Here is a 26,361-nt window from a genome sequence, read left to right on the forward strand (position 1 = left end):
CCGGTTCCCGTGACAAACGTCTTGCTGGCCTCTTGGTAGACGTGCGGGGCCGCCGCTCGGTTGCGGTAGCGTCGCACATCGATCTTGGGATGTGCTTCACAACACCCCGCTGCGCCCGGTCACGCCACTCTGGCAACCGCCCTGGACTGCCAGAACGCGGTGCCCGTCGCGGCGATCGCGAACAGCGCGGTCATCCCGTGCACGGCGGCGAGCAGGGTGCTCCCGCCCGCGACCCCGTCGCCGGCGCTGAGCAGCGCCGGGACACACGCGAGCGCGGTCACCAGCCAGGTGCTCGCCATCGCGCTGAGCCCGGCCCGCGCCGCGTGCAGCAGGAACACGCCCAGCAGTAGCTGGACGAGGTTCTGGATCGGGTCGACGCGCAGCCCGAGCAGGCTGACGGCCTGCTCGTCGAACCTGGTCAGCGCGAACCCGAACACGCCGACGGTGGCGTAGCAGATGCCGAGCGCGGTGGCCGCGCGCGCGAGCGACGGCCCGAACGGGCCGGACGGCAGCGCCGCCTCGCGGTGCGACGGCAGCCTGCCGTCGTGGTGGCGCTCGAACCACCAGAACACCAGCACTGCCGGCGCCGCGAGCAGTGCCAGCGCGACGAGCGGCTTCGGCCGCAGCAGCCACGCGAGGTCGTCCCCGAGGCGTCCCGGCAGGTACACGATCGTCACGAGCAGGAGCATCGCGGCGAGGAAGCCGAGGTACAGGCTCATCGGCGCCCGCAGCGCGAACCTGGCGACGCGGGCGGCCGCGCCGCTGTGCAGCGCGGACCACGCCCTCGCGCCGAAGAGCCGCACGAGGCACACCTGCACGAGCCCGAGCAGCAGCACCGGCGGTACCGCGGCGGACAGCGCCGGCGGCTCGGCGGGATCGCCGAGCAGGGTCGCCGTGCCGCCGGAGAACACGGTGTAGAGCACGAGGCCCGCCACCCCGATGACGATGCCCGCGACGAGCGGCTTGGACGGAACCGGCGCCCGGCGGAAGGCGGCCTGCTGCGCCAGCAGTGCGAGGCCGAGGGCCGCGCCGTAGTGGGGCATCGGCGACGAGAGCCACTCCGCCGCCAGTTCGGCGAGCACGACGAGCGCCACCAGACCGGCCGCCGTCGCGCCCGCCGCCTTCCGGTGCAGCGCGATCATCGGGGGAGTCGCGATCACGGTCAGCAGGTACACCCCGAGCAGCCACAACGGGTGCAGCGCGATGCGCATCACCGTGGCGTTGGTGCCGTCGGGGATGCCGAGCAGTTCGAGCGCGAGCGGCATCACCAGCGCGACCACCACGAACACGAGCGCGGGCCGCAGCAGCCAGCTCGCCCGGTGCGCGAGGTACTGGCGGTACCCGCCGCCGGCGGCCACCACACCGCGCCAGCCCGCCGCGTTCGCCCGCCCTCCCGCGAAGTAGAACAGCGGCGCGAGCTGGACGAGCCAGGTCAGCGGCCACAGCACGCCGGGGTCCGCGCCTGCCCATCTCGCCAGCGCGAGCGCGGATTCGCCGAGCACCAGCACGACCACGCTGACGACCGCGAGCACCGCGTACGGGCTGATCGGGCCCGCGGCGGCACGGGCGGGCCGCACCGGCGCGACCGGCGCCGCGTGCCTGTTCCGCAGCCAGCCGCGGAGGCGGAACACCAGCAGGCAGCCGATCACCGCGACCCCGGCGAGCATCGGCCCGATCGGCTCGCCGGTGGGCGGTCCCCAGCGCTGGTGCCACGAGTTCAGCACGAGGCCCGCGGTGAACACCGACGCGACCGCGTCGCACGCCGTCGGCGAGCCCTGCGGGTTGATCCCGCACGTCGCGTGCATGTCGGCGGACAGCCTGCTGTCGAGCCCGGCCCGCATTTCCGGGTCGAGCGGGTGCCCCTGCTTCTCCGCGTAGCGGAGCAGGTCGTAGCCGAGGTCGTGCGCCTTGCACGGCACGGTGAAGTTCCACGTGGTGCCGTCGTCACCCCACGGCGTCGAACAGCCGCCGTCGGAGTGCACCGCGCGCACGGTGCCGTCCAGCGCGCGCTCCGAGCCGGGGCGGACGCCGGTGACCTGCGTGAAGTCGGTGGGAAGCTGGGCGAGCGCGGTGGGTTGCCCGCCCGGCTCGAGGAGCTGTTCCACCGCGTGCTGGGCGGCGAGCGGGCCGCCGGTGAGGGGCCCGCGGTCGGGCTCGGGAGCCGAGCGGGACGCGATCAGGCCGAACGCGCCGACCACCACCAGCAGCACCAGCAGCCAGGCCGACGTGGACAGCCGCCGCCTCGCTCGGCGCGCGGGCGGCGGGGCGGTGTCCGCTACGTCGGCTGGCGCGGTCATGTTCTCCAGGGTGGCAGGTCGGGGTCGGGGCGCCCATCGGGATAACCCCCGGAGGCGAAAGGTGGCGTCCAGGCTAACGGGTGACGCAGCGTGTGCCGTGGTGGGCGGATCACTAGAGAAATAATCCAGTCCTCGCTGCTTGGGTGTAGCCAGGTGGTCACAAGGCGCCGTCACTCGGGAGGGGTGGAATGCGGTACATCGTGTCGATGTGCGTGGTTCCAGCGCCCCGGACCGGCGAGCGGGTGGTGGCGCGGGCCGACCAGGAGGGGGAGGCGCCGTCACCCCGGCAGGGCAGGTCCCGTCGACACGGTGACCGGCTCGGACGGCTCGTCGTTCCGGTCACCGGCGTGACCGGCCCCGGTACCACCTGAGCTGGGGAGGGAAGGCGGGTCGCGAGGACCCCAGCCACGCGGCCCGCCTGCCAGCTCGTTCGCGGAAAGTGTTCGAACGAGCACCCAGAGATGTGAAAATAAGTCATGATGTGAGGGCCGGACGCGTTCTGAGGGGGGCGCGGGAAAGGCTCGGGTGAACGATTCGACCGGCTTCGGAGAAATGCTGCGCGCACGGCGTCAGCGGGTGGGGCTGACGCAGGCGGAACTGGCACGGCGTGCCGGGGTCAGCGTGCGCACGGTCCGTCATGTGGAGCGGGGTGACGTCTCGGTGCGCGCCGATTCGTCTCGGCGCCTCGCGGACGTCGTCGGCTTGGGAGGTGCCACGCGTCCACCGGGTTTCCGGCTCGCCGTGCTCGGCGCGCTCGAGGTCACCAGGGACGGCCAGCGCGTGCCGGTCCGCGCCGCGAAGCACCGCGCGCTGCTCGCCGTGCTCGCGCTCGGCGCCAACACGGTCGTCCGGCGCGAGGAGATCGTGGACGTGCTGTGGGGCGAGTCGCCGCCGCAGAGCTGCGCGAACCTCGTGCACACCTACGTTTCCGCGCTGCGGCGGGCACTGGGCTCACCGGGGCGGATCGCCTCGGTGCAGGGCGGCTACCGGCTGCTCGTCGACGCGACCGAGTTCGACCTGCTGCGGTTCGACCAGCTCGCCGCTACCGCGCGGAGCCTGGAGGACGGCAGGCCGGCCGAGGCGATGGCCGCGTACGCCGAGGCCGTGCGCTGCTGGCGCGCGCCGCTGCTCGCCGACCTGCCCGACGCGGTGCGCGGCCATCCGGTGACCACGGCCGTGACGAACCGCCGCGTCGGCACCGTGCTGCGGTACGCGGATCTCGCGTTGCGGCAGCAGCGCGGCGGCGAGGTCGTCGAGCAGCTGACCATGCTCGCCAACGAGGAGCCGCTGCACGAGGACGTGCACGCGCGGCTGATGCTCGCGCTGGCCGCGTCGGGCCGCCAGGCCGCCGCGCTGCGCCTGTTCGGCGTGCTGCGCCGACGGCTCGACGAGGAACTCGGGGTCGAGCCGGGCCAGGAGATCCGCGCCGCCTACGAGCGGATCATCCGCGGCACCGAAGCGGAGCACGACCAGGGCGAGACGCCGGTGCCCGCCCAGCTTCCGGGGGACATCGCCGGGTTCATCGGCCGCGATGCGGTGCTCGGGCAGCTCGATTCGGTGCTCGCGGACGTGTCGGCGCGACGGCGGGGCGCCGTGGCGGTCGTCGCGATCGCGGGCAGCCCCGGGATCGGCAAGACCACGGTGGCGATCCACTGGGCCCACCGCGTGCGGGACCGCTTCCCCGACGGCCAGCTCCACGTCAACCTCCGCGGCTACGCGAAGGCGTTGCCGATGCGGCCGGTCGAGGCGCTGACGCGGTTCCTCGCCGCACTGGGCGTGCCACCGCACCGCGTGCCCGCGGAAGAGGACGAGGCAGCCGGGCTGTTCCGGTCGCTGCTCGCCGACCGCCGGATGCTCGTCCTGCTCGACAACGCGTCCACCGCCGAGCAGGTGCGGCCGCTGCTGCCCGGCGGCGCGGGCAATCTGGTGCTGGTGACCAGCCGCGACCGGCTCGGCGGGCTGGTCGCGACCGAGGGGGCCCGTTCGGTCGTGCTGGACGTGCTGGAGCCGGGCGATTCCCGGTCGCTGCTCGAAGACCTGGTTGGCGCCGAGCGGGTCGACGCGGAGCCGGGCGCCGCCGGCGAGCTCGCGGCCGCCTGCGCGCACCTGCCGCTCGCGCTGCGGATCGCGGGCGCGAACCTCGCGGCCGGCCTCACCGGCATCGGCCGGTACGTGCGCGCGATGCGGTCGAACGGGCGGCTGCGCGAGCTGGCGATCGACGGCGACACCGCGGTGCGCGCGGCGTTCGACCTGTCCTACGACCGCCTCGGCGCGACGGCGCGGCACCTGTTCCGCTTGCTCGGCCTGGTGCCAGGCCCAGATTTCACGGTGCCTGCCGCCGCGGCACTGCTCGGCTCCGACGAGGCGACGGCGCGCGTGCTCGTCGGCAGGCTGGCCACGGCCCACCTCGTCCAGCGCACCTCCGACGACTCCGACGACCGCTACCAGTTCCACGATCTCCTGCGGGAGTACGCCGTCTCCCTTGCCGAAGGTGGTGACGTGGCGGCGCTCGACGGCTTGTACCGCTACTACCTGCGTGCCGCCGGTGCCGCCGCCCGGACGGTGTACCCGGCGGCGGCCAGGGTGCCGGGTACACCGTCCGAGTGCGAACCGGACGGTGCGCCGGGGCTGACCGCGGCGGAGTCGATCGCCTGGCTCGACGCGGAGCGGTCGAACCTGTGCGCCGCCGCGTGCGCCGCGGCTGGGCACGGACTGCACCACTACGCCTGGCTGATCGCCGACAGCGTGCGCGACTACTTCGAAGCACGGGGGTTCAACGTCGACGGGTTGGCGCTGGCGTCGGCGGCCCTCGCCGCCGCACGGGAAAGGGGGAACCCGGAAGCCGAAGCCGCGGCCTGTCACCTGCTCGGCCTGCTCTACTACAACGTCAGCGACTACCGCCGCTCGTTCGAGATGCACACCAGCGCGCTCGCGCGGTACCGCGGCGGCGGCGACCGGTTCGGCGAGGCGACCGCCCTGCACTGCCTCGGCCGCGTGTTCTCCCACCTCGGCAAGCCGGTCGAACAGGTGCGCCACCACGAACTCGCGCTCGAGCTGAACCGGGAGCTCGGTGACACCCGGGGTGAGGCGGAGTCGCTGAACTACCTCGGCGTCGCGCTCCTCGCGGCCGGGAACCAGCGGGGCGCCGGCCGGTACGCGGAGCGGGCGCTCGCCTTGAGCAGGCGCATCGACGATCGGGAACTGCAGGCGAAGGCGTTGCACAACCTCGGGGTGATCCACCGGGAAGCGGGTATGCCCGCCGAAGCGATGAGCTGCTTCGCGGAATGCGGGCCGCTGTTCACCGCGCTCGGGGACCGGCACGGTGAGGCCGGGACGGCGGTGTGCCTCGCCGAGACCCTCTGCGACGCGGGCCGCTACGCCGAGGCCGACGAGCACGCCCGGTTCGCGGTGCGGCTCGGCCGGGAGCTCGGCGAGCGGCGGCAGGAGGTCGGCGGGCGCGACGTGCTCGGTGTGGTGCGGCTTCGCACCGGCCGTACGGGCGAGGCGCGTGCGCATTTCGAGGAAGCGCTCGAACTGAGCCGCGCGGTCGAATTCGGCTACGGCCTCTGGACCGCGGAACTGGGGCTTTCGGAGGTGTGCCGCGCGGACGGACGGCACACCGAAGCGCTCGGACGGGTCCGGCGGGCGGTCGAGGCGATGCACGAAGCCGGAGTGCGCCTGCTCGACGTGCGGGCCTACGTCGAACTGGCCCGGTGCCATGCCGGGCTCGGCGACCTCGAACGGGCCGAGGCGTTCGCACGGCGGGCGGCGCGCGGCGCGCACGAGCGGGGCCAGCGCCTGATGGCGGCCCGTGCGTCGAGCGCGCTCGGCCACGTCCTCGCCGCGAAGGGCGAGCACGCCACCGCGCGCGCCGCATGGCAGGCGGCCTTGGCGATCTTCGCCGAAGTCGGCGCCCCGGAAGAGGAGCAGACCCGCACCCTGCTCAGTTAGCCCGGTTGCTCGCGACGACACGCGCCCAGGAAATGGCCACCGGTATGCCGAGGACGACTCCCGCCGCACCCGCGATCGCGATCGCCGCCGTCGACGAGCCGACGAGCTGGGCCAGCGCCCCGCCCAGCCCGGCACCGACGCCCTGCGCGACCCGCAACCCGGTGCGGTACACCCCGCTGGCGCCGCCGCGGAGGTCGTTCGGCACCCAGGTGAGGAAGGTGGCGCTGACCGTGATGAGGTACGCGCCGGTCGCACCGGCGAACGCGAGCAGGAGCAGGACCAGCGGCAGGCTCGGGTGGAAGGCGAACAGGGCGAGCGTCGCCAGCGGCGCCACCGCGAGCACGCCGGCGACGCGCCGCCGGTTTTCCGCGGTCACCCATCTCGACAGCACGAACGCGCCGACGATGAACCCGAGCGGGTCGGCGGCCAGCATCCAGCCGACCGCGTTGTTCCCCGCCCCGATCTCCACGGCCAGCGGAGCGACCAGGCCCTCCGGGATCACCGCGATCCCCACCAGCCACGAAAGCCAGATCAGCACCCGCAGCCTGCGCTGGGTGAACACCCACCGGATCGCGCCGAACCAGGTGCCGCTGCCGTCACCGGCGGCAGGCCGTGGCCGCAGCAGGCACCGCACCACGACCGCGCTGACGAAGAACGTCGCGGCGTCGACGGCGAGCGAGACCGACGGCCCCATCCAGACCACCAGCACCCCGCCACCGGCCAGCCCGGCGAGCGTCGCGGTGTTCGTGGTGATCCCCCTGATGTCCTGGCTGCGCAGGTAGAGGTCGTCGTCGGTGAACACCTCCCTGGTGAGCGCGTTCTGCGCGGCGATCGCGGGCCCGCCGGCGAGCCTGGCGACGACGATCAGCGCGCACAGCACCGGCAGCGAGGTGCCGGGGATCGCCATCAACCCGACGAACACGCCCTGCACCGCCATCGCGATGCTCAGCACGGTCCGGCGCGGGTACCGGTCGGCGAGCTGGGCGAGGCCGAGCGCGCCCGCGAGCGCGGGCAGGAAGGACAGGGAGAACACCAGCGCGGACATCAGCGCCGAGCCGGTCCGGCTGTAGACCATGATCGCCAGCGCGACGGTGGTCAGCTGGTCCCCGACGAGTGACTGCGCTTCGGCGAACCACAACGTCCTGAACTCGGTGTTGGCCAGCGGTGAGCCGGGGCGTGGCGGCATACCCGTTTTCACCACCTGGCCACCTCCGATCGCCTCGGCCCGTCTGCGCCGAACGGGTGAACTGGTTCGCCGCGGCGTTCTGCCGCCCGGATAGCCCCGTGTGACGCGGGCCACCCGATCAGGAGGGCCGCGTCGACGGGCCCGCCCAAGGTCGAGTTCACGGTACCTGGCGCTGACCTGCGCTTTCGGTCGGTCAGTCATTCGTCACGGCCCGCTGTCGCGTACGGCGTGGCGACGAACGAACAGGGAGTGACCGGCCCAGGCGTAAGTCCCGGCCGATCGGCCCTCACTCGTTCAGCGCAGTGGAGTAACCGCTCGTCGTCCATCTGGTTTACCGGCGCCGCGATCGGCGAACACTGAACCCAGGGCCAGCAGCGGTCACCAAGGAGCTGGCGGGTGGGAGGGCAACCATGCTGCTCGAGGGAAAGGCCATCGTCGTCACCGGTGCGGGCCGGGGACTCGGCGAGGCGTTCGCGGTGCACATCGCGCACGCCGGTGCCGCGGTGGTGGTCAACGACATCGACGCGGATCTCGCCGAGCGCACCGCGGAGAACATCCGCGCGCACGGCGGTCGCGCCGTCGCGAGCGCGCATTCGGTCGCCGACGCGGTGCAGGCGGAGGCCATCGTCGACCAGTGCGTCGGCGAGTTCGGCGCGATCGACGGGCTGGTGAACAACGCCGGGCTGAACTACGAAGCGCTGCCGTGGCAGGACGACGCCGAGCAGATGCGGGAGCTCATCGAGGTCAACTTGCTGGGCACGATGTACGCCGGTACCGCGGCGGCGAGGGCGATGGTCGAGCGCGGGGAGGGCGGCTCGATCGTGAACATCTCCTCCGGCGCCTCCCTCGGCCAGCGCAAGCTCGGTGCCTACGCGGCGAGCAAGGGCGCCGTCGCCTCGCTCACCTACTCCTGGGCGCTCGACATGGAGGACGCCGGGATCAGGGTGAACGCGGTGTGCCCGCTCGCGCACACCCGCATGGTCTGGAAGTCCGAGCGCGCGCTGCGGAACTGCCCGCCGGAGCGCACCCCGTCCCGGATCGCGCCGGTCGTGCTGTTCCTGCTCGGCGACGGCGCGCACGGCATCACCGGGCAGCTGATCCGGTGCGACGGGTCGCAGCTGCACGTGCTCGGCCAGCCGCATTTCAAGGCGCCCATCCTGGAGCGCCCGGTGTGGGACACCGACAGCGTGCAGCGCGCGTTCGACGAGGTGTTCAGCGCGCACCTCGAGCCGTACGGGCTGGAGAAGCGGGTGCCGCCGCGGCTGCGGAAGTGGACCGAGATCCCGTCCCGCTCCGCTTGACGCACGGGCGCCCGTTTCGCCTTCTTCGCCTTCTTCGCCGGGAAACGCCTCAGGCCGGTGCGGTGCTTTCGTAGAGGGCGGCCAGTTCGGGTGCATAGCGCTCGTTGATGACCCGGCGCTTGAGCTTGAGCGTCGGGGTCAATTCACCGCTTTCCGGCGTCCACGACTTCGGGATCAGGTGGTAGCGCTTGATCTGCTCGATCCTGGCGAGCCGCGCGTTGGCGCTTTCGACGGCCTTGTCGATCTCCGCGCGGATCGACGGGTGGTCGGCGAGCGCGGATCCGTCCGGGACCTCGATCCCTTGCGCGGCCGCCCACGGCGGGGCGATTTCGTCGTCGAGCACGATGAGCGCGGTGAGGTAGGGCCTGCCGTCGCCGATCGCCGCCGCCTGCCCGATCAGCGGGTGCTCCTTCAGCAGGCCTTCGATCCTGGTCGGCGCGATGTTCTTCCCGCTGGAGGTGATGATCAGCTCCTTCTTGCGGTCGGTGATCGTGACGTACCCGTCCTCGTCGATCGCGCCGATGTCGCCGGTGGCGAGCCAGCCGTCGGCGTCGGTGGCCGACTTGACGGTGCCGTCCGGCCGCAGGTAGCCGAGGAACACGATCGGCCCGCGCACGAGCAGTTCGCCGTCGTCGGCGACCTCGACCTCCATGCCTTCGAGCGGCCTGCCGACGGTGCCCGCCTTGAACGCGGTGCCGGTGTTCGACGTGACCGCGCCGGTGGTTTCGGAGAGCCCCCACACTTCCTGGATCTCGACGCCGAGGCCCGCGATGAAGTAGAGCACTTCCAGCGGGAGCGCGGCGGCGCCGCTGGAGGCGAGCACCAGCTTGTCGAGGCCGAGGAGCCGGCGCACCGGGCCGAGCGCTGCTTCGTCCGCCGCGGCGATGCGCCCGGCGAGGTCCGGCGGCACCTCCTCGCCCGCGCTGCGCCGCTGGTAGCCCTCCCGGGCCAGGTCGCTGGCCGCGGTCAGCGCCGCCCGGCGGTCCTCCGGTGCCGACGCGAGCATGTTCTTCAACCCCGCGGCCATCTTTTCCCATACGCGGGGCACGCCGAAGAAGCTCTGCGGGTGCACGCGGCCGAGCGCGCCGACGATGCCGGACGGGTCGTCCAGGGTGTGCACGTGCCCGGCGTACACGATCGGCATGTAGATCGAGATCTCGCGCTCGGCGATGTGCGCGAGCGGCAGGTAGGCGATGTTCGTGGCGTGCATCGGGCCGTCGTGCAGGTCGCGCACGGCGTAGGCCTCGTGGATGGCGTTGCGGTGCGAGAGGACGACCGCCTTCGGGTCGCCGGTGGTGCCGGAGGTGTAGATCATCGACAGCGGGTCGTCCGTGCCGATCCCCGCCCACATCCGCTCGAACGCGTCCGGGTCCTCTTCGTGCAGCGCGGCACCTTTCGCGCGGACGTCGGCGAGGCTGACGAACCTGTCGTCGCCTTCCGGCACGAGCCCGGCGTCGATCACCACGACGTGGCGCAGCGCGGGCAGGTCGTCGAGCACCGGCTGCCACCGGCTCAGCGCGTCGGCACCTTCGAGCACCACGACCGGCGCGCCGCTGTGCCGTGCGACGTACCGGATCTGGTCGGGGCTGAGCGTGCCGTAGGCGGTGCAGGGCAGTGCCGCGAGATGGGTCGCGGCGAGATCGACGACGAGGTGCTCCGGCCTGCTCGAACTCATGATCAGCATCCGCTCGCCGTCGCGGAGCCCGAGCGCGCCGAGGCCGCGGGCGACCGCCGCGATCTCGGCGCGGAACTCCGCCCAGGTCAGCGTCGGTTCTCCCGGGGCGTCCAGGGAGGTGACGGCGGGCAGGTCGCCGTACTCGGTTGCGTTCCGGTGCACCAGTTTCGGGATCGTCTGGCCTTCGGTCAGTTCCGCGACGGACTGCTGAGTGGTCAACGCCTGCCTCCTCGTCACTGCTGCGTTCGACTACGTTCGACTACGCCGTCTCGTCACCCTAAGCGGTCACCCCGTGCCGGGAATAGAGATTCGCGGCCACGTCCACCCGGCGAACTTCCCACCCCGCGCGCCCGTTTCCGGTGATCGTTAGCCGTCCACAGTGGACGTTTGGGGTCCGGGGCCCCGCCGTGGTGGACTTCGGTGCACCGTCACCGGAGGAGCCCGATGCCGTCCTTGTCCGAGCGCGCCGACCAACTCGACGCGGCCGATCCGCTCGCCGCGAAGCGCGCGGAGTTCGACCTCGACCCCGAAATGTCCTATCTGGACGGGAATTCACTCGGTGCGCCGCCGAAGGGGGTCGCGGCGCGGCTGGCCGAGGTGATCGGGCACCAGTGGGCGCGCCGGCTCATCCGCTCGTGGGACGAGGGCTGGTGGACGGCGCCGGAACGCGTCGGGGACCGCGTCGCACCGCTCGTCGGCGCGGCACCGGGCCAGGTGGTGGTGGGGGATTCGACGAGCGTGAACCTGTTCAAGGCACTGGTCGCGGCGTGCCGCATCGCGGACGGGCGCGACGAGGTGCTGGTCGACGCGGAGACCTTCCCGACTGACGGCTACATCGCGGACGGGGCCGCGCGGCTGACCGGGCACCGGGTGCGCCGGGTCCCGGTGGCGGCGCTCGGCGAGGCGGTCAGCGAGCGGACGGCCGTGGTGCTGGTGAACCACGTCGACTACCGCACCGGCGCGCTGCGCGAGCTGCCCCTGCTGACCGCGGCGGCGCACGAGCGGGGCGCGCTGGTGCTCGCGGACCTGTGCCACAGCGTCGGCGCGCTGCCGATCGAACTGGACGCGCTCGGGGTCGACTTCGCGGTCGGCTGCACGTACAAGTTCCTCAACGGGGGACCGGGATCGCCCGCCTTCCTCTACGTGCCGTCGAAGTGGCAGGAGGAGTTCGACCAGCCGCTGGCGGGATGGGTGGGGCACCGCGACCCGTTCGCGATGGAACCCGGCTACCGCGGTGCCGCCGGGGTCCGCAAGGGCATGGCGGGCACGCCGGACATCCTGTCGATGCTCGCGCTCGACGCCGCGCTGGACGTGTGGGACGGCGTGCGGATCGGCCAGGTGCGGGAGAAGGGGCTCGCGCTCGGGGAGTTCGCGTTCGCCTGCGTCGACGAGCTGGCGCCCGGCGTCGAGGTGCTGACCCCGCGCGGACCGGCGCGCGGAAACCAGGTTTCGCTCGCCTTCGACGGCGCGCGCGAAGTCACCCGCGCGCTGGCGGACCGCGCCGTGCTCGGCGACTTCCGGCCGCCGGACGTGCTCCGGCTCGGGCTCGCCCCGTTGTACGTGCGGTACACCGATGTCCTGCGTGCGGTGCGGGAGCTGCGGTCCTGTCGTACCTGACCCGTACTCTCCCGGCGGGACAGGCGAGGAGACGGGAGGCACATGCCGGAGGAGGACGCGCTGCTGGCGCGGGTTCGCAAGCTGCTGGCGAAGGCGGAGGACCCGGCGGTCACCGAGGCCGAAGCCGAGGCGTACAACACCAAGGCGGCCGAGCTCATCGCCCGCTACGGGATCGACCAGGCGATGCTCGCCGCCCGTGCGGAGTTCGCGGACGAGGTGACGAGCATGCGGATCGACGTGGAAAACCCGTACAGCAGGGACAAGGCCCAGCTCGTCACGTGTATCGCGGAACCGCTGCGGTGCCGGACGGTGCTGGCGCGCGCGTCGCAGCGCGTGCACTGGGTGACGGTGTTCGGGTTCCGCTCCGATCTGCTGCGGATCGAGCTGCTGTTCACCAGCCTGCTGCTGCAGGCGGGCACCCAGCTCGGCAGGGCGTCCGGCGGCGGCACGGCCCAGTCGGTGGCCGCGTACCGCCGTAGCTGGCTGCAGGGGTTCGCCCTCGCCGTCTTCCACCGGCTGAAGGGCGCCGAGGAGAAGGCGGTGGCCGAGCACGATGGCGGGTCCGGTTCGGCGGAACTCGTGCTGCGCGACCGGAAGGCCGTCGTCGAGGCCGCGTACCAGGAGGAGTTCGGTGCGCTGCGGATGGCGCGGCGCCGCCGCCTCACCGGTTCCGGTTTCTCCGACGGGCGAGCGGCTGGCGAGCGCGCCGATCTCGGTACCACGGGGGTCACCGGGAAGCGGGGTGGCCTGCTGAACCGGTGAGGCGCGGATCGCCCGCGCCCCAGCCGGTTCGCAGTGTCCTCAGTGGATCGTGCTCGGCTCCGCGCCTTCGGCGGCCAGCCGCTCGGTCCCGGTCTGGGTCTTGAGCTCGGTCGGCTTCAGGAACAGGATCGCGATGAGCGCGAGCACCGCGAACGGTGCGGCGACCAGGAAGATCTCGCTGGTCGCCGTGCCGTATGCCTCCTGCACCACGTGTTTCACCGGTTCCGGCAGCTTGCTGATCTCGGGGACCGCGCCGCCGGAGGACTGCCCGCCCGGCATCGGGCCGATGCCCTCGGCGATGAGCGTGGTGACCCGGTTCGCGAGCACCGCGCCGAGCGCGCTGACCCCGATCGACCCGCCGAGGCTGCGGAAGAACGAGAGCACCGAGGTCGCGGAGCCCAGCTCCTTCGCGGGCACGTCGTTCTGCGCGACCAGCACGAGGTTCTGCATCAGCATGCCGATCCCGAGCCCGAGCACGACCATGTAGGCGCCGAGCACCACGCTGTTCGTGTCGGCGGCGAGCGTGGAGAGCAGGAGCAGGCCCGCGATCACCAGCACGCCGCCGATGACCACGAACGGCTTCCACTTCCCGGTCTTGCTGATGAGCTGGCCCGAAACGGTCGACGAGACGAGCAGCCCGAAGATCATCGGCAGGCTCATCAGGCCGGCGACCGTAGGCGACTTGCCCAGTGAGAGCTGGAAGTACTGGGACAGGAACACCGTGCCGCCGAACATCGCGACGCCGACGAGGAAGCTCGCGAGCGTGGTGAGCGAGATGGTGCGGTTGCGGAAGATGTGCAGCGGCACCACCGGTTCGGCGACCTTCGACTCGACGTAGAGCGCCAGCGCGAGCACGAGCAGCCCGCCGCCGACGAGCACGACCGTCCACATCGAACCCCAGGCGAACTGGTGGCCGGCCAGCGACGACCACACCAGCAGGGTGGACACGCCGAGCATGATCAGGAACGCGCCGAGGTAGTCGACCTTGACCTCCCTGCGCACGGTCGGCAGCCGGAGGGTGCGCTGCAGCAGCACGATCGCGGCGACCGCGAACGGCACTCCGAGGAAGAAGCACCAGCGCCAGCCGAGCCACGAGGTGTCGACGAGCACGCCGCCGATCAGCGGGCCCGCCACGGTGCCGACCGCGAAGACGGCGCCGAAGATGCCCGAGTACCGCCCGAGTTCACGCGGCGAGACGAGTGCCGCCATCACCACCTGCGCGAGCGCGGTGAGACCGCCCGCGCCGATCCCCTGCGCGATGCGGCTCGCGATCAGCACGTCGATGTTGCCCGCGAAGCCCGCGACTAGCGAGCCGACCACGAACAGCGACAGCGAGAGCTGGATGAGCAGTTTCTTGTTGTACAGATCGGAAAGCTTGCCCCAGAGCGGCACGGTCGCGGTCATCGCCAGCAGCTCGGTGGTGACCACCCAGGTGTAGGACGACTGCGAGCCGCCGAGCTCGGCGACGATGCGCGGCAGCGCGTTGGCGACCACCGTCGAGGCCAGGATGGCGACGAACATCCCCATCATCAGCCCGGACAGTGCTTCGAGCACCTGGCGTCTGCCCATGGCGCCCTGGTGCGGAGCGGACGGTTCCGCTGTCGTGGTCACGAGATCCCCTTTTGTGCTTGCTTCCTGTGGTGTGTTTCCGGTTCTTCAGCCGGTCTTCGGGTCCGGAAGGCCGTCGGCGAGCGCGGCGAACGTGGCGTCGACGAGCTCCGGCAGGTCGTCCCCGCCGCCGGTCGCGGACCACTGGCGCAGCGCGCACCCGACGGTCGCCATCACGGCGCTGGTGAGCAGGCGGGGGAACAGGTCCGCCGGGTCGGCGCCGGCGCGCGCGGCCACCGTTTCGACCATAAGCTGCTCGGAACTGCCCCTCGTGCTGATCATCCGCTGGATGAGCGACGGGTTGTCCTCGATCACCTTCAGCCGCATGAGCCACTCCTCGCGGTCGTCGAGGAACCGCGTGATGTCCTTCCGGACCGCCAGGTGGACCGCGGCGAGCGTGCTCAGTTCGGCGGGTGCGTCCCGGATGGCGATCCTCGCCCGCTTCTCCTGTTCTTCGGAGTCGGGGTAGGGCAGCATGACGGCGTCCTCTTTGGATCCGAAGTAGTTGAAGAACGTGCGGGGCGAGACGTCCGCGACCGCGCTGATGTCGTCGACGGTCACGCCGTCGAGCCCCCGTTCGCTCACCAACCGGACCGCCGCGGCGGCGATCGCGCGATAGGTGTCGTGTTTTTTGCGTTCCCGCCTGCCGGGAGTCCCCTGTGAGTCGAGCACGATTCTTACAGTACCTGCAATATTGCAGTGTCCGCAAGTTTGCAGGTGATGCACGAGTACCGGCATGATCGGGGGTGGTGACGGCGACCGTGCCGGTCGACCAGGACGGGGTGAACATGGGTGGCGAGGGGCCGGTGGTCGTGGTCGGCGCGTCCGCGGCGGGGCTGATGGCGGCGGAAGGACTGCGCCGTGCGGGGTATTCCGGCGAGCTGAGCCTGGTCGGGACGGAGGAGGGGCTGCCGTACGACCGGCCGCCGCTGTCGAAGGAGATCCTGACCGGCCAGTGGGAACCGGACCGGATCCGGCTGTGCGCGCACGAGAAGCTCGCCGATCTCGGCGTCACGGCCTGCTTCGGGGTCACCGCGCGCGGGCTCGACCTCGGCTCCCGCCGGGTCGCGCTCGACGACGGGCGGGAACTCGCGTTCGCGAACCTGGTGATCGCGACCGGTGTCGAGCCGCGCGCGCTGCCGGGGACCGGCGGGATCCGCGGCGTGCACACGGTGCGGACGCTCGACGACGTGACCGCGCTCCGGGAAGAACTCGGTGAGGGGAAACGGCTCGTCGTGGTCGGCGCCGGGTTCCTCGGCACCGAGATCGCCGCCGCGGCCAGGAGGCTCGGCACCGGGGTGTGCCTGGTGGAGCCCGCTCCCGAGCCGCTCGCCGCGGTCGTCGGCACCGAGGTAGGCGGGGTGCTCGCCGCGCTGCACCGCGCGCGCGGGGTGCGGGTGCTGACCGGGGTCGGCGTCGAGGCCGTGCGGTCCGGCGACGGTGCGGTCACCGGCGTGCTGCTCGCCGACGGCACCGAACTGCCGGCCGACGTGGTGGTGGTCGCGATCGGCGCCGCGCCGGCGACGGCCTGGCTCGGCGGCAGCGGGCTCGACTGCTCCGACGGCGTGCGCTGCGACCGGTTCTGCGCCGCCGCGCCGGGGGTGTACGCCGCGGGCGACGTCGCGAGCTGGTACCACGAGGGCTACGGCGCGCAGGTCCGGCTGGAGCACCGCACGAACGCGACCGAGCAGGGCCTCTACGTCGCGCGCGCGATGACGGGCAAGACCGAGGACCCGTTCACGCCGGTGCCCTACTTCTGGTCGGACCAGTACGACCTGAAACTGCAGGCGTTCGGGTTGCTCGGCGGCCACGACGAAGCGCTCGTCGTGCGCGGCACCCCGGAAGGCGTGCTGGAAGGCGGCGAGCTGGTGGCGCTCTACCGCCGCGGCGGCGCGGTGGCCGGGGTGCTCGGGATCAAGGCGTTCCGCGCACTGCGCCCGTTGCGGTCGCTGGTCGCCAAGCACGCGTCCTGGGACGAAGCGGTCACCGCGGCGAAGGCGGATTCGTGAGCACACCGGACGAGCGGGCGAAGATCCTTGCCAATGCCGCGATCGCCGAGGGCGATCCGACCGCGTGGTTCGAGCGGCTCTACGCCGCCGCCGGGTGCCGGCGAGGCGAAGGTGCCGTGGGACCGCGGCGACGCGAACCCGTTGCTCGTCGAGTGGATCACCGGGCGCGGCCACGGCCCGGGCCGGGCCGTCGTGGTCGGCTGCGGGTTCGGGCGGGACGCCGAGTACCTCGCCGGTCTCGGGTACGACACGGTCGCCTTCGACATCTCGGAAACCGCGGTCCGCGACGCCGGCGCCAGGCACCCGGAATCCACAGTGGACTACCGGACCGGTGATCTGCTGAACCTGGCGCCGGAGCTGGCGGGCGCGTTCGACTTCGTGCTGGAAAGCCATACGGTGCAATCGCTGCCGCCGGCACTGCACGCGGCGGCGACCGCGGGCGTGCGCGCGCTGGTGGCGCCGGGCGGGACGCTGCTGGTGCTGGCCGCGGCCGGGAATCCCGGTGCGCCGCCGTGGCCGCTCACGCGCGAGGAGATCGACGCCTTCGCCGACGACGGACTGATCGAGGTGCGGATCGAGCAGCCGCCGGGCGTCGCGGACCCGTCGGCGGTGCGCTGGCGCGCCGAGTTCCGTCGTTCCTGAGTGGACGGTCAGGATTCCTTCCATGCCAGCAGTTCTTCCGCGGTCTTCGTGGTGAGGACGTCCTCGGGGCCGATGCCGCATTCGAGCGCGCGCTCGCAGCCGTAGGGGAGCCAGCCGAGCTGTCCCGGTGCGTGCGCGTCGCTGTCGATCGAGAACGTGCAGCCCAGTTCGGCCGCCATGCGCAACAGCCGCAGCGGCGGATCGAGGCGTTCCGGCCGTGAGTTGATCTCCACCGCGACCCCGTTTTCGCGGCAGGCTTCGAAAACGCGCTCGGCGTCGAAAGTGGACTCCGGGCGCTTCTTGTTTTCGCCGAGCAGCCGCCCCGTGCAGTGCCCGAGAACGCTCACGTGCGGATCGGCCACCGCCGCCAGCATCCGCCGCGTCATGTCCGAAGTGGACATCCGCAGTTTCGAGTGCACGCTGGCCACCACGATGTCCAGCCGCGAGAGCAGGTCCGGGTCCTGGTCGAGCGTCCCGTCGAGCAGGATGTCGACCTCGATCCCGGTCAGGATGCGGAACGGGGCCATCCGCTCGTTCAGCTCGGCGACGACGTCGAGCTGCGCGCGCAGCCGGTCGGCGGACAGGCCGTTCGCGACGGTGAGCCTCGGCGAATGGTCGGTCAGCACCATCCACTCGTGCCCGAGGTCCCGGGCGGTTTCCGCCATCTCCGCGATCGGGCTGCCGCCGTCGGACCAGTCGGAATGGGTGTGGCAGTCCCCGCGCAGCGCCGCGGCCAGCGCCCCGCCGCCGGGGATCTTGCCCTTCCCGCGCGCGAGCACGTCGGTCAGGTACTTCGGCTCGCCGCCGGACACCGCCTCGGTCACCACGCCCGCGGTGGCCTTCCCGATACCGGGCAGGCTCGTCAGCGTGCCCGCGCGGACGTGCTTCGCCAGGTCGTCGGGGTCGACGCCGCCGATCGTCGCCGCGGCGCGCCGGAACGCGCGCACCCGGTACGTCGGCTCGTGCTGGAGTTCCAGGTTGAACGCGATCTGCCGCAAAGCCGCTACCGGGTCCATGTCCCGATCTAACCCCGCGAAGGCCCGTCATGCAGCCGATCGGCGGGTGGTGGGGTAGATATGGCCGGTGACCACACAACGATCACGCGCGGTGGCAGGGGAGACCAGGTGGGCACGCCTGCGGAGGCGGTACCGGTGGCTGGACCACCTGGTGCGCGGCATCGACCGCTACGTCGACCACGGCGGCTACCAGTACGTGGCCTCGATCTCCTACTTCACCCTGCTTTCGCTCATTCCGATGCTGATGGTGGGGATGTCCGTGGCCGGGTTCGTGCTCGCCGGGCAGCCCGAACTGCTGCAGTCGATGCTGCACTCGATCACCAGGGCGGTGCCGGGATCGTTCGGGGACAACCTGACCGACCTGCTCACCGGGTTCATCGAACAGCGCACGAAGGTCGGCCTCGCGGGTCTGGTGATCGGCCTCTACTCGGGCTGGAACTGGATGAACGCGCTGCGGGACGCGCTCACCGCGATGTGGGACAAGCACCCGCCGCGGCAGCCGCTGATCCGCACGGTGGTCAAGGACCTGCTGGCGTTGCTGAGCCTGACGGCCGCGCTGATGGTGTCGTTCGCGCTGACCGCCTCCGGTGGCGCGCTCGGCGGGTACCTGCTCCGGCTCGGCCCGCTCGCGCACGCCGAGTGGGCGCACACGCTGGTTTCGGTGCTTTCCATCCCGATCGCCCTGCTCGCCGACTGGCTGGTCTTCCTGTGGGTGTTCGCGAGGCTGCCGAGGGAGCCGGTCGGCGTGCGCAGCGCGATGCGGGGCGCGATCGCCGCGGCGATCGGGTTCGAGCTGCTGAAACAGGCGGGCGGGGTGTTCATCACGCTCATCGGCAGTTCGCCGACCGGGGTCGCCTTCGGCTCGGTGATCGGCCTGCTGTTCTTCATCGCGCTGGTCTCGCGCATGGTCGTGGTGATCACCGCCTGGACCGCGACCGGGAGCGACGCGCCCGCGAAACGGCCCGCGCCGCCGGGCCCCGCGGTGATCCGGCCGATCGTCACCCCGCGTCGCGCGCCGCTGGTGCCCGCCGCAGCGGGCGCCCTCACCGGCGCGCTGGCCACGCTCGCGCTGACGCGCCTGCGGCGCCGCCCCTGACCGGTCGCCGTGATGGTGCGTGCACGTCGATCCGGGTGAGGTGGGCGCAGCCGAAGTGCGGGTTCGCCAGCGCTTGCCGCGTGGTCCCTGAAGGACGCCTTCGGAGCACCTGACGCCGCATTCTCGACCTTCGCGGCGCGCGAGCACGGTGAGGCTGATGCCCCGAAGGCAGCCTTCGGGGCATCGGCGACCCGAAGGTCGCCTTCGGGCACGAGCAGTCTGCCGGGGAAGCGGTCAGCGGCGGCGGCGCAGGAGCGCGTCGATCGCGAACGGGCCGGGGCCGATCAGGGCGAAGAGCAGGAAGACCCAGCAGTAGAGGACGGCCTGCTCGCCCATGTTCAGCAGCGGCACGAGGGCCATCGGGGCGTGCACGGTGAAGTAGGCGTAGGCCATCACGCCGGAGCCGAGCACGGCCGCCGCCCTGGTGAACAGGCCCACACCCACCAGCACCGCGACGGCGAGTTCGAGGACGCTGCCCCACCAGCCGGGCCATGACCCGAACGGCACCGAGCCGCCCTGGCCGTCGACACCGCCGAAGGCGCCGAACCCCTGCACGCCGTGGCAGAAGAACAAGGCCGCGACGACGATGCGCGTCAGCGAGATCACCGGGCCGCGCAGCCTGGTGACGAGGTCGAGTTCCCGTTCGGTGGTCGTCGTGGTGTCGCTCATCGCCGTTCTCCTAAGTCGCTGGTCCGCGCTACCCGCTCGGGTGCTTTCACCGATGCGTCGAACGAGCCGCCCCCAGATCGACACCCGGCTCGAAATATCTTTGGGACCGGTGCCCCGGCGGTCAACCCAATCCGGCAAATAGGTCGATAACGGTCGGGGGCGAGGGCGCGATACCGTGGATGACGTGGGCCTCCGCCGAACAGCACTCCGATGGGCGCTGCTCGGCCTGCTCGCGTTCGGCGTGCTCGGCATGCACCACGTGGTGTCGCCGGAACCGCACGCGATGCCCGCCGCGATGACCGCTGCTCCGGCGCACCACGACGGCCCCTCGGCGTCCGGGTCGCCTGCCGGTTCGCACGACGGTCACGGCGCACTTCACCTCTGCCTCGCGGTCCTCGCCGCGGCGGCCGTGCTGCTGTTCGCGCTGCCCGGCTGGCGCGCGCACCGATCCGGGCGCCTCTTCCCGCGCGGCGCCGTCCGCGCCGCGGGCGCCGGTCGTGACCCGCCGCGCGGTCTCCGTTCGCCGGTCTTCCTCTCCCTGCTCTGCGTGCTGCGGGTGTGACAGGGGCGGCTCGCCCTGTCCGCATCCCGAACACGTACGAGAAGGAAATCCCAGCATGATCAGGAAGTCACTGGTCGGCGCGGTGCTCGCCGCGCTGGCCCTGTCCGGCTGCGCCGGAACCGCCCCTCAGGACGACACGAAGGCGGCCCCGAGCCAGCGCGCCGGGACCGCGCACAACGACGCCGACGTCACTTTCGCGCGGCAGATGGTCCCGCACCACACCCAGGCGCTCGACATGGCCGCACTGGTGCCGGACCGCACCGCGAACCCGGCGGTGACCGATCTCGCCGCGCGGATCAAGAGGGCTCAAGGGCCCGAGATCGAGCAGCTCGACGGCTGGCTCGCGCGATGGGGTGCCGCCCCGTCGGGCGGGCACGCCATGCCGGGAATGCCGTCGCACGCCTCGATGGGCGGCATGATGAGCGACGCCGAGATGACGAAGCTGCGGGCGGGGAAGGGCGCGGAGTTCGACCGGATGTGGCTGACCATGATGATCGGTCACCACGAAGGCGCCGTGGAGATGGCGAACGCGGAACTCCGCGGCGGCGCCGACGCGGACGCGAAGGCGCTCGCGGGTCGCATCGCCGGCGCGCAACGGGCCGAGATCGCCGAGATGCGGAAGCTGCTCGGCGGGCGCTGACCTGGACGTGGTGAGGGCCGGGGACCCGCGGGTCCCCGGCCCTCACCGGTCAGAAGCCGTGGTTCAGGAGGCGGCCGCCTCGGGCGCCGGCGCCGCCTGGAAGGACGGCGACCGCACGGCCGCGGTGTCCCGGTCCGTCAGTTCGGCGGTGTCGGGCTCGGCGGATTCGGTGTTGCTGAACAGCAGTGGTGCCACCCCAGTGGCGGGTCGTTGCTGAGACGCTGAGTCGTCACGCATTTTCGGTCCTTTCGCGACGTTAAGCGGAGATCCGGCTGAGTCTGCTCGCCGTCGGCCAGCGGACGTTCCACGCCCAGCCGAGCTTCTCGAAGAACCAGATCATCCTCGCCGAGATGTCGATCTGGCCACGCAACACGCCGTGGCGGGCACAGGTCGGGTCGGCGTGATGGAGGTTGTGCCACGACTCGCCGAAGGAGAAGATCGCCAGCGGCCAGAAGTTCGCCGCCTTGTCCCTGCTCGCGAACGGGCGCTCGCCGATCATGTGGCAGATCGAGTTGACCGACCACGTGACGTGGTGCAGCAGCCCGACGCGGATCAGCCCGGCCCAGAAGAACGCGGTCACCCCGCCCCACACCGACCAGGTGATCAGGCCGCCGATGACGCCGGGCAGCAGGAAGGTGACCAAGGTCCACAGCGGGAAGAGCCGGTCGACGAGCTGGATGTCGCGGTCGGCGCGCAGGTCGGGGGCGAACCGGTCGGCGTTGGTCACCTCGCGTTCGAAGAGCCAGCCCATGTGCGCGTGCCAGAACCCCTTGGCGAGCGCGCGTGCGCCGGTGCCGAACAGCCACGGCGAGTGCGGATCGCCGACGCGATCGGAAAACGCGTGGTGGCGCCGGTGATCGGCGACCCAGGTGGTCACCGGCCCCTGCGCGGAGAGGTTACCCGCGATCGCGAGCCCGATCCGCAGCGCGCGCTTGGCCTTGAAGGAGCCGTGCGTGAAGTAGCGGTGGTACCCGACGGTCACGCCGAGCCCGCTGAGCACGAAGAAGAACGCGCCGATCCCGATGTCGAGCCAGCTCAGGCCCCAGCCCCAGGCGAACGGTATCGCGACTGCCAGCGCGACGAGCGGCAGCAGCACGAAGATCTTGACCGTGACGTGCTCGGGGAGTGATTTCACCCCGGACACGATCGGCTTCGGTTTCCTGGTGGGGGTCTGGGTTTCGGACATGCATACCTCGGGTTTCGTCGGTCCTCGGCCGGGAACCGCCCGGCGGGCAGGGTGGCACGAGGCCGTGGCGATGACGGGCCTGTGTCGCCGGCATCGGCGACGGTGTAACGGTTTTCGCGCAGTACCGGGCCGCCGGTCGGGCGGCTGATCGCGCTCATGGCGCGGGTTCTGCTGGTAGAGGGGCGGACGACGGTGGCCCGCCACGGCGCCGGTGCGTGCCGGTACGCCGGATGACTCCGATCTGGGTACTCCGGTGTCCGGTGAGTGGCTCTGACCGGAGCTGCCTACTCCGCTGACGGTACCCGACGCACGTCGTGGACGCCATGGCACCGTGTCCTACCTGGGTGAAACCGTTTCAGTATCAGGTGAAATCCAAGTTAATGTCCACTGTGGACAGCAGATGCCCGCTTTGCCGGAATGGGCTCTGGCGTGCGCTTCCCCGGTAGTGTGTCATCGAAACGATGACGAGGTTCAGGTCGTCGAAAGGATGACAAATGCGGGAGGACGACGCGGTGCGAGCCATCCGTGCGGCCCTCGACGAGGCGCTCACGGCGAGCCCGCCGCGCTGCTGTCCCCGCTAGCGAGGGGACCACCTCGGGGACGGCAACGCCGCGCTGGCCGCCAGGCTCGCCGAAGTCGGACGGCACACCACCCGCTCAGGCTGGACGCGGCCGCTTCGCGTCGGGAAAAGCGGCCCGCGAAACGAAAATCGGACACGTGAGTTCTTCACGGAAAGCGCCGGTGAAAAGTCGGGAACATTTCGCGCGCACGGGTGACCCCTTTCCGTTGTCGGCACGGGATCGATCTGCGAGGATTCGTTTCCGTTCCGGCGAAAGGACCATCCGATGGCGACCAGGCTCAACCCCTATCTCAGCTTCACCGACGACGCGCGGCAGGCGATGGAGTTCTACCGCGAGGTGTTCGGTGGCACGCTGACGCTGAACACCTTCGGGGAGTCCGGCGCGCCGGACGAGTCCATCAAGGACAACATCATGCACGCCATGCTGGAGACCACCAGCGGGTTCATCCTGATGGCCTCCGACACGCCGCCGGGGATGGCACACAACCCCGGTTCGGCCATTTCGATCAGCCTCAGCGGTGATGACGACGAAGAACTGCGCGGCTACTGGGCGAAACTCTCCGAGGGCGGCCGGATCGACGTGCCGCTGGAAAAGCAGATGTGGGGCGCCGAGTTCGGCATGTGCGCCGACCGTTTCGGCATCGTGTGGATGGTCAACATCGGCTAGCGGGTTATCGGGAGCGAGGGTGGCGGGAGATGTCCTTAGGGATGCTCCAGGCCGGATGCCCTGAAGGGGCACTTGAGGGGATCTGACGCCGCGAAGGGCCCCTTCAGGGCATCGGCGTCACCAAGCCGCCCGCCGCGAGGGGCGAGTTCGCGGCGTCAGATTCCCCGAAGGCGTCCTTCAGGGACCAAGCCCCGGCGATTCCCCTGGGCGGCTCCGCTCGTCCGCCACCCAACGCACCGGAATCGACGCGGGCGCGTCATCACTGCGACCTTCGGGGCATGAAGGGGCCCGGCTCGGCGGCGCGCTTCGAACGGCCGCGCGACCGTCCCATGACGATCCACAGTGGACAGGTGCGGCGTCGTGCGCGGATCTCAGTCAAATGCTTGAGGTGCGCGCGCTCCGGCGTGTTTAGCCTGGATCCGCTGTACCGGTCGTAGCCGTGACCGGTCACCCGGTCCGCGCGAGGAGTGCCATGGAAGCCAGAGACGTCGTGGCCGCGGGCACTCGCCGGGTCCCGGCGGCGGCGGAGCGGGCGTGGCGGCTGCTGGCTGATCCGCTTCACTGGCCGCGGGTGCTGCGGTTCCCGTCGCGTGTGGACCTTCGCGTGCGCACCGGCGAGCGCGGTGAGTTCGGGTTCTCGCTCGGCGACGGCACGGTGACCGCCGTCGAAGTCCGGTGGCGGCACGCCGAACGCCGGGTGCGCGTGGTCGTCTCCGGTGCGGAGGTGCTCACCTGCGCGGTGCGGGAAAGCGGCGAAGGCACCCAGCTCGTCTGGGAGTGCGCCGCGCACGAGCTCGCGAACGCGCTCGCTGACGCACTGGCCGCCGCGGCGTGGCCGGTCGCGGAGGCGGTGGAGCCCGCGGCGGATCCGGTGAGCGCGGCCAGGAAGCTCGCGCCCGTGCTGGAACGGCGGGCAGGTGAGCGCGACGACGCGAACGCGCTGCCCGGCGACGTGGTCGACCTGCTGCGCGGGCACGGGCTGTTCCGCATGGGCTTGCCCTCGGCGCTCGGGGGCGCGCCAGCCAGCGGTGCCACGGTGCTCGCCGCGGTGGAAGAACTGAGCCGCGCCGACCCCGCGACGGGCTGGACCGCCCTGATCGGCAACCAGTCGGCGTACCTCGCCTGGCTGGCCCGCGAGGACGCCGAGCGGCTCGCGGGCACGGACGGCGCGGTGGTCACCGCGGGGTCGACCGCGATCCGCGGCACGGGTGTCCGCGAGGGCGACACCTACGTGCTGACCGGACGATGGGCGTTCAACAGCGGCTGCCTGCACGCGGACCTGCTGATGGGCGGGTTCCACGACCCGGTGGACGGTACCGCGCGGCTCGCCTTCTTCCCCGCTTCGTCCGCGACGGTGCACGGCACCTGGCACGTCGCGGGATTGCGCGCGTCGGGCAGCCACGACGTCGAGGTCAGCGGGCTCGTGGTGCCCTCGGCGCACACCGCGGCGCTCTACTCGGCCCCGGCGGCCTTCGGCGAGGCACTGCACCGGCTGACGCCGTACACCATCCAGGCCGTGCTCATGCTCGGCTTCCCGATCGGGGTCGCGCGGCGGGCGCTCGACGAGTCGCTGGCTGTCGCCGACACCGGCGCGCACGTCGACGCGTTCGCGCGGGCGGAGACCGAGCTGGCCGCCGCGCGGGAACTGGCCGGTGCCGCGGTCGGCGATCTGCTGGCCTGCGTGGAAGCCGGTGGTGACGGCACGCCGCGGCAGGCGGCGCTGCCCGCATTGGCGTTGCGCCACGCCGTCGACACCGCGAAGCGGGTCGTCACCACCGCGGTACGGCTCGGCGGCGCGGCGGCGGCCGAAGGGTCGGCGCTGCACCGCTGCTTCACCGACATCCACGCGGCGGGCCAGCACATCGCGGTCAGCGACGACATGATCCGCACCTACGCCGAACGCTACTTCGGCCTGAAAACGGCGCCGTCGCGCTGAAGGAACCACTATGTCCCTGTTGTCGCGAACGCGTGAGATCGAGGAACTGTCCTGTTCGGACGGTTCGGCCGGGCTGCTCGCCGCGGCCGAAGGCTCCGCGGTGCTGGCCGCCGCCGACCCCGCCGCCGTCGCTGAAGTCGCCGGCTATCTGACGGCCTCCGCCGACACCGGCGGCGTGCTCACCGCGCGGCCGGGCGGCGGCTACCTGATCGCGGGCAAATGGGACGCCGTGCCCGCGATCGCCCGCGCCGGATGGTTCGCGCTGGCCGCCGAAGCCGACGGCGATCCGACGGCACGGGCACTGGTCCTGCTGTCCGCGGCCGAACTGACCGCGCGGCCGGTGCCGGAGCCGTTCGGCCTCGTCGCGGCCGAGACCGGTGAGGTCGTCGTCGACGGGATCGTCGTGCCCGCACACCGGATCGTCGACCTGCAGGCGGGCATCGCGGCCGGTTTTCCCTTGCTGTCGACCAGGTTTCCAGCGACAGCCGCGGTCGCGCTCGGCCTCGCGCGCGGCGGGCTGGGATGTTTCCTCGACTTCGCGCGGAAGCGGTCGAGAAACGGCGCGATCAAGCCGATGATCGACGACCACACGATCCAGGTCGAACTCACCCGGCTGGTGACCGGGCTCCGCGCGGCGCGCCACCTGCTGCACGACGAGATCGCGGGCGTCGGCGAACGCATGGGCACCGGGCAGCGAGTGCGCATCGCCGCCGCGTCATGGCACGCTTATCGCGCCGCGCGCGCGGTCGTGGAATTCGCCTTCGAAAAGAGCGGCGGCTCGGCGCTTTACGACGGGAGTGCCATTCAGCGAATTTGGTGCGACCTGTCCGCACTGGATCGGCTCGGGATCTTCGGCGTCGCGGCCGAACGGGCCATTTCCTTGGCACAGCTCGGTCGTTACGTCACTCCTGGCGACATCTGAGCTGGCGACAAATGCATATTTTGATTGATGATAACTCGT

Annotated in this window: 22 protein-coding genes; 13 read left to right on the plus strand and 9 right to left on the minus strand. The window is 71.7% G+C overall.

Annotated features, from left to right (window positions below; all coding sequences use genetic code 11):
- Positions 1-119: 119 nt before the first annotated feature.
- A complete protein-coding gene (locus tag ABD256_RS27030) occupies positions 120-2,297 on the minus strand; it encodes a phospholipase A2 (RefSeq protein WP_344424712.1) in 2,178 nt (725 codons plus the stop codon).
- A gap of 188 nt (positions 2,298-2,485) precedes the next feature.
- Between ABD256_RS27030 and ABD256_RS27035 the strand changes: the two genes are divergently transcribed.
- Both ABD256_RS27035 and ABD256_RS27040 read left to right on the plus strand, forming a co-directional pair.
- Positions 2,486-2,668 carry a hypothetical protein gene (locus tag ABD256_RS27035; protein WP_344424715.1) on the plus strand — a complete coding sequence of 61 codons (183 nt, stop codon included), beginning with the start codon at positions 2,486-2,488 and terminating at the stop codon, positions 2,666-2,668.
- Positions 2,669-2,822: 154 nt separating this feature from the next.
- On the plus strand, positions 2,823-6,248 hold the full coding sequence (locus tag ABD256_RS27040; RefSeq protein ID WP_344424718.1) for a tetratricopeptide repeat protein: 3,426 nt from the start codon (positions 2,823-2,825) through the stop codon (positions 6,246-6,248).
- Here ABD256_RS27040 and ABD256_RS27045 read toward each other — a convergent pair.
- Positions 6,241-7,434, minus strand: coding sequence for an MFS transporter (locus ABD256_RS27045; RefSeq protein ID WP_344424878.1), 1,194 nt, complete (start codon positions 7,432-7,434; stop codon positions 6,241-6,243). The genes ABD256_RS27040 and ABD256_RS27045 overlap by 8 nt on opposite strands.
- Before the next feature lie 410 nt (positions 7,435-7,844).
- On the opposite strand from ABD256_RS27045, the gene ABD256_RS27050 reads away from it, so the two are divergent.
- Positions 7,845-8,735 (plus strand): SDR family NAD(P)-dependent oxidoreductase, encoded by an 891-nt coding sequence (locus ABD256_RS27050; RefSeq protein ID WP_344424721.1) that lies wholly within the window; start codon positions 7,845-7,847, stop codon positions 8,733-8,735.
- Positions 8,736-8,784: 49 nt separating this feature from the next.
- Here ABD256_RS27050 and ABD256_RS27055 read toward each other — a convergent pair whose 3' ends face one another.
- Positions 8,785-10,629, minus strand: coding sequence for an AMP-dependent synthetase/ligase (locus tag ABD256_RS27055; protein WP_344424724.1), 1,845 nt, complete (start codon positions 10,627-10,629; stop codon positions 8,785-8,787).
- Positions 10,630-10,854: 225 nt separating this feature from the next.
- On the opposite strand from ABD256_RS27055, the gene kynU reads away from it, so the two are divergent.
- Positions 10,855-12,027: a kynureninase gene (gene kynU / locus ABD256_RS27060; RefSeq protein WP_344424727.1), complete on the plus strand. Its 1,173-nt coding sequence runs from the start codon at positions 10,855-10,857 to the stop codon at positions 12,025-12,027.
- Positions 12,028-12,069: 42 nt separating this feature from the next.
- Positions 12,070-12,789, plus strand: a complete 720-nt coding sequence (locus tag ABD256_RS27065) for a DUF2786 domain-containing protein (RefSeq protein WP_344424730.1) — start codon at positions 12,070-12,072, stop codon at positions 12,787-12,789.
- A 39-nt stretch (positions 12,790-12,828) separates the two neighbouring features.
- Here ABD256_RS27065 and ABD256_RS27070 read toward each other — a convergent pair whose 3' ends face one another.
- Positions 12,829-14,358: an MDR family MFS transporter gene (locus ABD256_RS27070; protein WP_344424881.1), complete on the minus strand. Its 1,530-nt coding sequence runs from the start codon at positions 14,356-14,358 to the stop codon at positions 12,829-12,831.
- 87 nt (positions 14,359-14,445) lie between these two features.
- Entirely contained in the window at positions 14,446-15,069 is a 624-nt protein-coding gene (locus ABD256_RS27075; RefSeq protein WP_344424732.1) for a TetR/AcrR family transcriptional regulator, read from the minus strand.
- Between the two features lie 77 nt (positions 15,070-15,146).
- Between ABD256_RS27075 and ABD256_RS27080 the strand changes: the two genes are divergently transcribed.
- Positions 15,147-16,406, plus strand: a complete 1,260-nt coding sequence (locus ABD256_RS27080) for an NAD(P)/FAD-dependent oxidoreductase (RefSeq protein ID WP_344424735.1) — start codon at positions 15,147-15,149, stop codon at positions 16,404-16,406.
- A 111-nt stretch (positions 16,407-16,517) separates the two neighbouring features.
- Positions 16,518-17,048 (plus strand): class I SAM-dependent methyltransferase, encoded by a 531-nt coding sequence (locus ABD256_RS27085; RefSeq protein WP_344424737.1) that lies wholly within the window; start codon positions 16,518-16,520, stop codon positions 17,046-17,048.
- An 8-nt stretch (positions 17,049-17,056) separates the two neighbouring features.
- Here ABD256_RS27085 and ABD256_RS27090 read toward each other — a convergent pair whose 3' ends face one another.
- Positions 17,057-18,064: a PHP domain-containing protein gene (locus ABD256_RS27090; RefSeq protein WP_344424740.1), complete on the minus strand. Its 1,008-nt coding sequence runs from the start codon at positions 18,062-18,064 to the stop codon at positions 17,057-17,059.
- 67 nt (positions 18,065-18,131) lie between these two features.
- Here ABD256_RS27090 and ABD256_RS27095 point away from each other — a divergent pair, with 67 nt between their 5' ends.
- Entirely contained in the window at positions 18,132-19,160 is a 1,029-nt protein-coding gene (locus ABD256_RS27095) for a YhjD/YihY/BrkB family envelope integrity protein (RefSeq protein WP_344424742.1), read from the plus strand.
- A 234-nt stretch (positions 19,161-19,394) separates the two neighbouring features.
- On the opposite strand, the gene ABD256_RS27100 is transcribed toward ABD256_RS27095, so the two are convergent.
- Positions 19,395-19,829: a DoxX family protein gene (locus ABD256_RS27100; protein WP_344424744.1), complete on the minus strand. Its 435-nt coding sequence runs from the start codon at positions 19,827-19,829 to the stop codon at positions 19,395-19,397.
- Positions 19,830-20,013: 184 nt separating this feature from the next.
- Here ABD256_RS27100 and ABD256_RS27105 point away from each other — a divergent pair, with 184 nt between their 5' ends.
- Positions 20,014-20,391 carry a DUF6153 family protein gene (locus ABD256_RS27105; RefSeq protein WP_344424746.1) on the plus strand — a complete coding sequence of 126 codons (378 nt, stop codon included), beginning with the start codon at positions 20,014-20,016 and terminating at the stop codon, positions 20,389-20,391.
- A gap of 55 nt (positions 20,392-20,446) precedes the next feature.
- Positions 20,447-21,031, plus strand: coding sequence for a DUF305 domain-containing protein (locus tag ABD256_RS27110; RefSeq protein ID WP_344424749.1), 585 nt, complete (start codon positions 20,447-20,449; stop codon positions 21,029-21,031).
- A 63-nt stretch (positions 21,032-21,094) separates the two neighbouring features.
- Here the strand turns inward: ABD256_RS27110 and ABD256_RS27115 are convergent, their stop codons facing one another.
- A complete protein-coding gene (locus tag ABD256_RS27115; RefSeq protein WP_344424751.1) occupies positions 21,095-21,268 on the minus strand; it encodes a hypothetical protein in 174 nt (57 codons plus the stop codon).
- A gap of 19 nt (positions 21,269-21,287) precedes the next feature.
- On the minus strand, positions 21,288-22,217 hold the full coding sequence (locus ABD256_RS27120; protein WP_344424753.1) for an acyl-CoA desaturase: 930 nt from the start codon (positions 22,215-22,217) through the stop codon (positions 21,288-21,290).
- An 845-nt stretch (positions 22,218-23,062) separates the two neighbouring features.
- On the opposite strand from ABD256_RS27120, the gene ABD256_RS27125 reads away from it, so the two are divergent.
- The 3 genes from ABD256_RS27125 (at position 23,063) to ABD256_RS27135 (ending at position 26,322) form a co-directional block, all read left to right on the plus strand.
- Positions 23,063-23,464: a VOC family protein gene (locus ABD256_RS27125; RefSeq protein WP_344424756.1), complete on the plus strand. Its 402-nt coding sequence runs from the start codon at positions 23,063-23,065 to the stop codon at positions 23,462-23,464.
- 472 nt (positions 23,465-23,936) lie between these two features.
- Positions 23,937-25,400 carry an SRPBCC family protein gene (locus ABD256_RS27130; protein ID WP_344424758.1) on the plus strand — a complete coding sequence of 488 codons (1,464 nt, stop codon included), beginning with the start codon at positions 23,937-23,939 and terminating at the stop codon, positions 25,398-25,400.
- A gap of 19 nt (positions 25,401-25,419) precedes the next feature.
- The gene (locus ABD256_RS27135) at positions 25,420-26,322 is read left to right on the plus strand and encodes an acyl-CoA dehydrogenase family protein (RefSeq protein ID WP_344424761.1); all 903 of its coding nucleotides are present in this window, start codon (positions 25,420-25,422) and stop codon (positions 26,320-26,322) included.
- The last annotated feature ends 39 nt before the right edge of the window (positions 26,323-26,361 follow it).

The sequence above is a fragment of the Amycolatopsis minnesotensis genome (genome assembly GCF_039529815.1).
Classification (GTDB): domain Bacteria; phylum Actinomycetota; class Actinomycetes; order Mycobacteriales; family Pseudonocardiaceae; genus Amycolatopsis; species Amycolatopsis minnesotensis.

Bases quoted from the DNA above. Each gene is read 5' to 3' on its own strand.
- ABD256_RS27035 (WP_344424715.1), top strand. From the start codon at position 2,486: ATGCGGTACATCGTGTCGATGTGCGTGGTTCCAGCGCCCCGGACCGGC.
- ABD256_RS27130 (WP_344424758.1), top strand. From the start codon at position 23,937: ATGGAAGCCAGAGACGTCGTGGCCGCGGGCACTCGCCGGGTCCCGGCG.
- ABD256_RS27125 (WP_344424756.1), top strand. From the start codon at position 23,063: ATGGCGACCAGGCTCAACCCCTATCTCAGCTTCACCGACGACGCGCGG.
- ABD256_RS27030 (WP_344424712.1), bottom strand. From the start codon at position 2,297: ATGACCGCGCCAGCCGACGTAGCGGACACCGCCCCGCCGCCCGCGCGC.
- ABD256_RS27115 (WP_344424751.1), bottom strand. From the start codon at position 21,268: ATGCGTGACGACTCAGCGTCTCAGCAACGACCCGCCACTGGGGTGGCA.
- ABD256_RS27110 (WP_344424749.1), top strand. From the start codon at position 20,447: ATGATCAGGAAGTCACTGGTCGGCGCGGTGCTCGCCGCGCTGGCCCTG.
- ABD256_RS27090 (WP_344424740.1), bottom strand. From the start codon at position 18,064: ATGGACCCGGTAGCGGCTTTGCGGCAGATCGCGTTCAACCTGGAACTC.
- ABD256_RS27070 (WP_344424881.1), bottom strand. From the start codon at position 14,358: ATGGGCAGACGCCAGGTGCTCGAAGCACTGTCCGGGCTGATGATGGGG.
- kynU (WP_344424727.1), top strand. From the start codon at position 10,855: ATGCCGTCCTTGTCCGAGCGCGCCGACCAACTCGACGCGGCCGATCCG.
- ABD256_RS27050 (WP_344424721.1), top strand. From the start codon at position 7,845: ATGCTGCTCGAGGGAAAGGCCATCGTCGTCACCGGTGCGGGCCGGGGA.
- ABD256_RS27045 (WP_344424878.1), bottom strand. From the start codon at position 7,434: ATGCCGCCACGCCCCGGCTCACCGCTGGCCAACACCGAGTTCAGGACG.
- ABD256_RS27100 (WP_344424744.1), bottom strand. From the start codon at position 19,829: ATGAGCGACACCACGACGACCACCGAACGGGAACTCGACCTCGTCACC.
- ABD256_RS27120 (WP_344424753.1), bottom strand. From the start codon at position 22,217: ATGTCCGAAACCCAGACCCCCACCAGGAAACCGAAGCCGATCGTGTCC.
- ABD256_RS27065 (WP_344424730.1), top strand. From the start codon at position 12,070: ATGCCGGAGGAGGACGCGCTGCTGGCGCGGGTTCGCAAGCTGCTGGCG.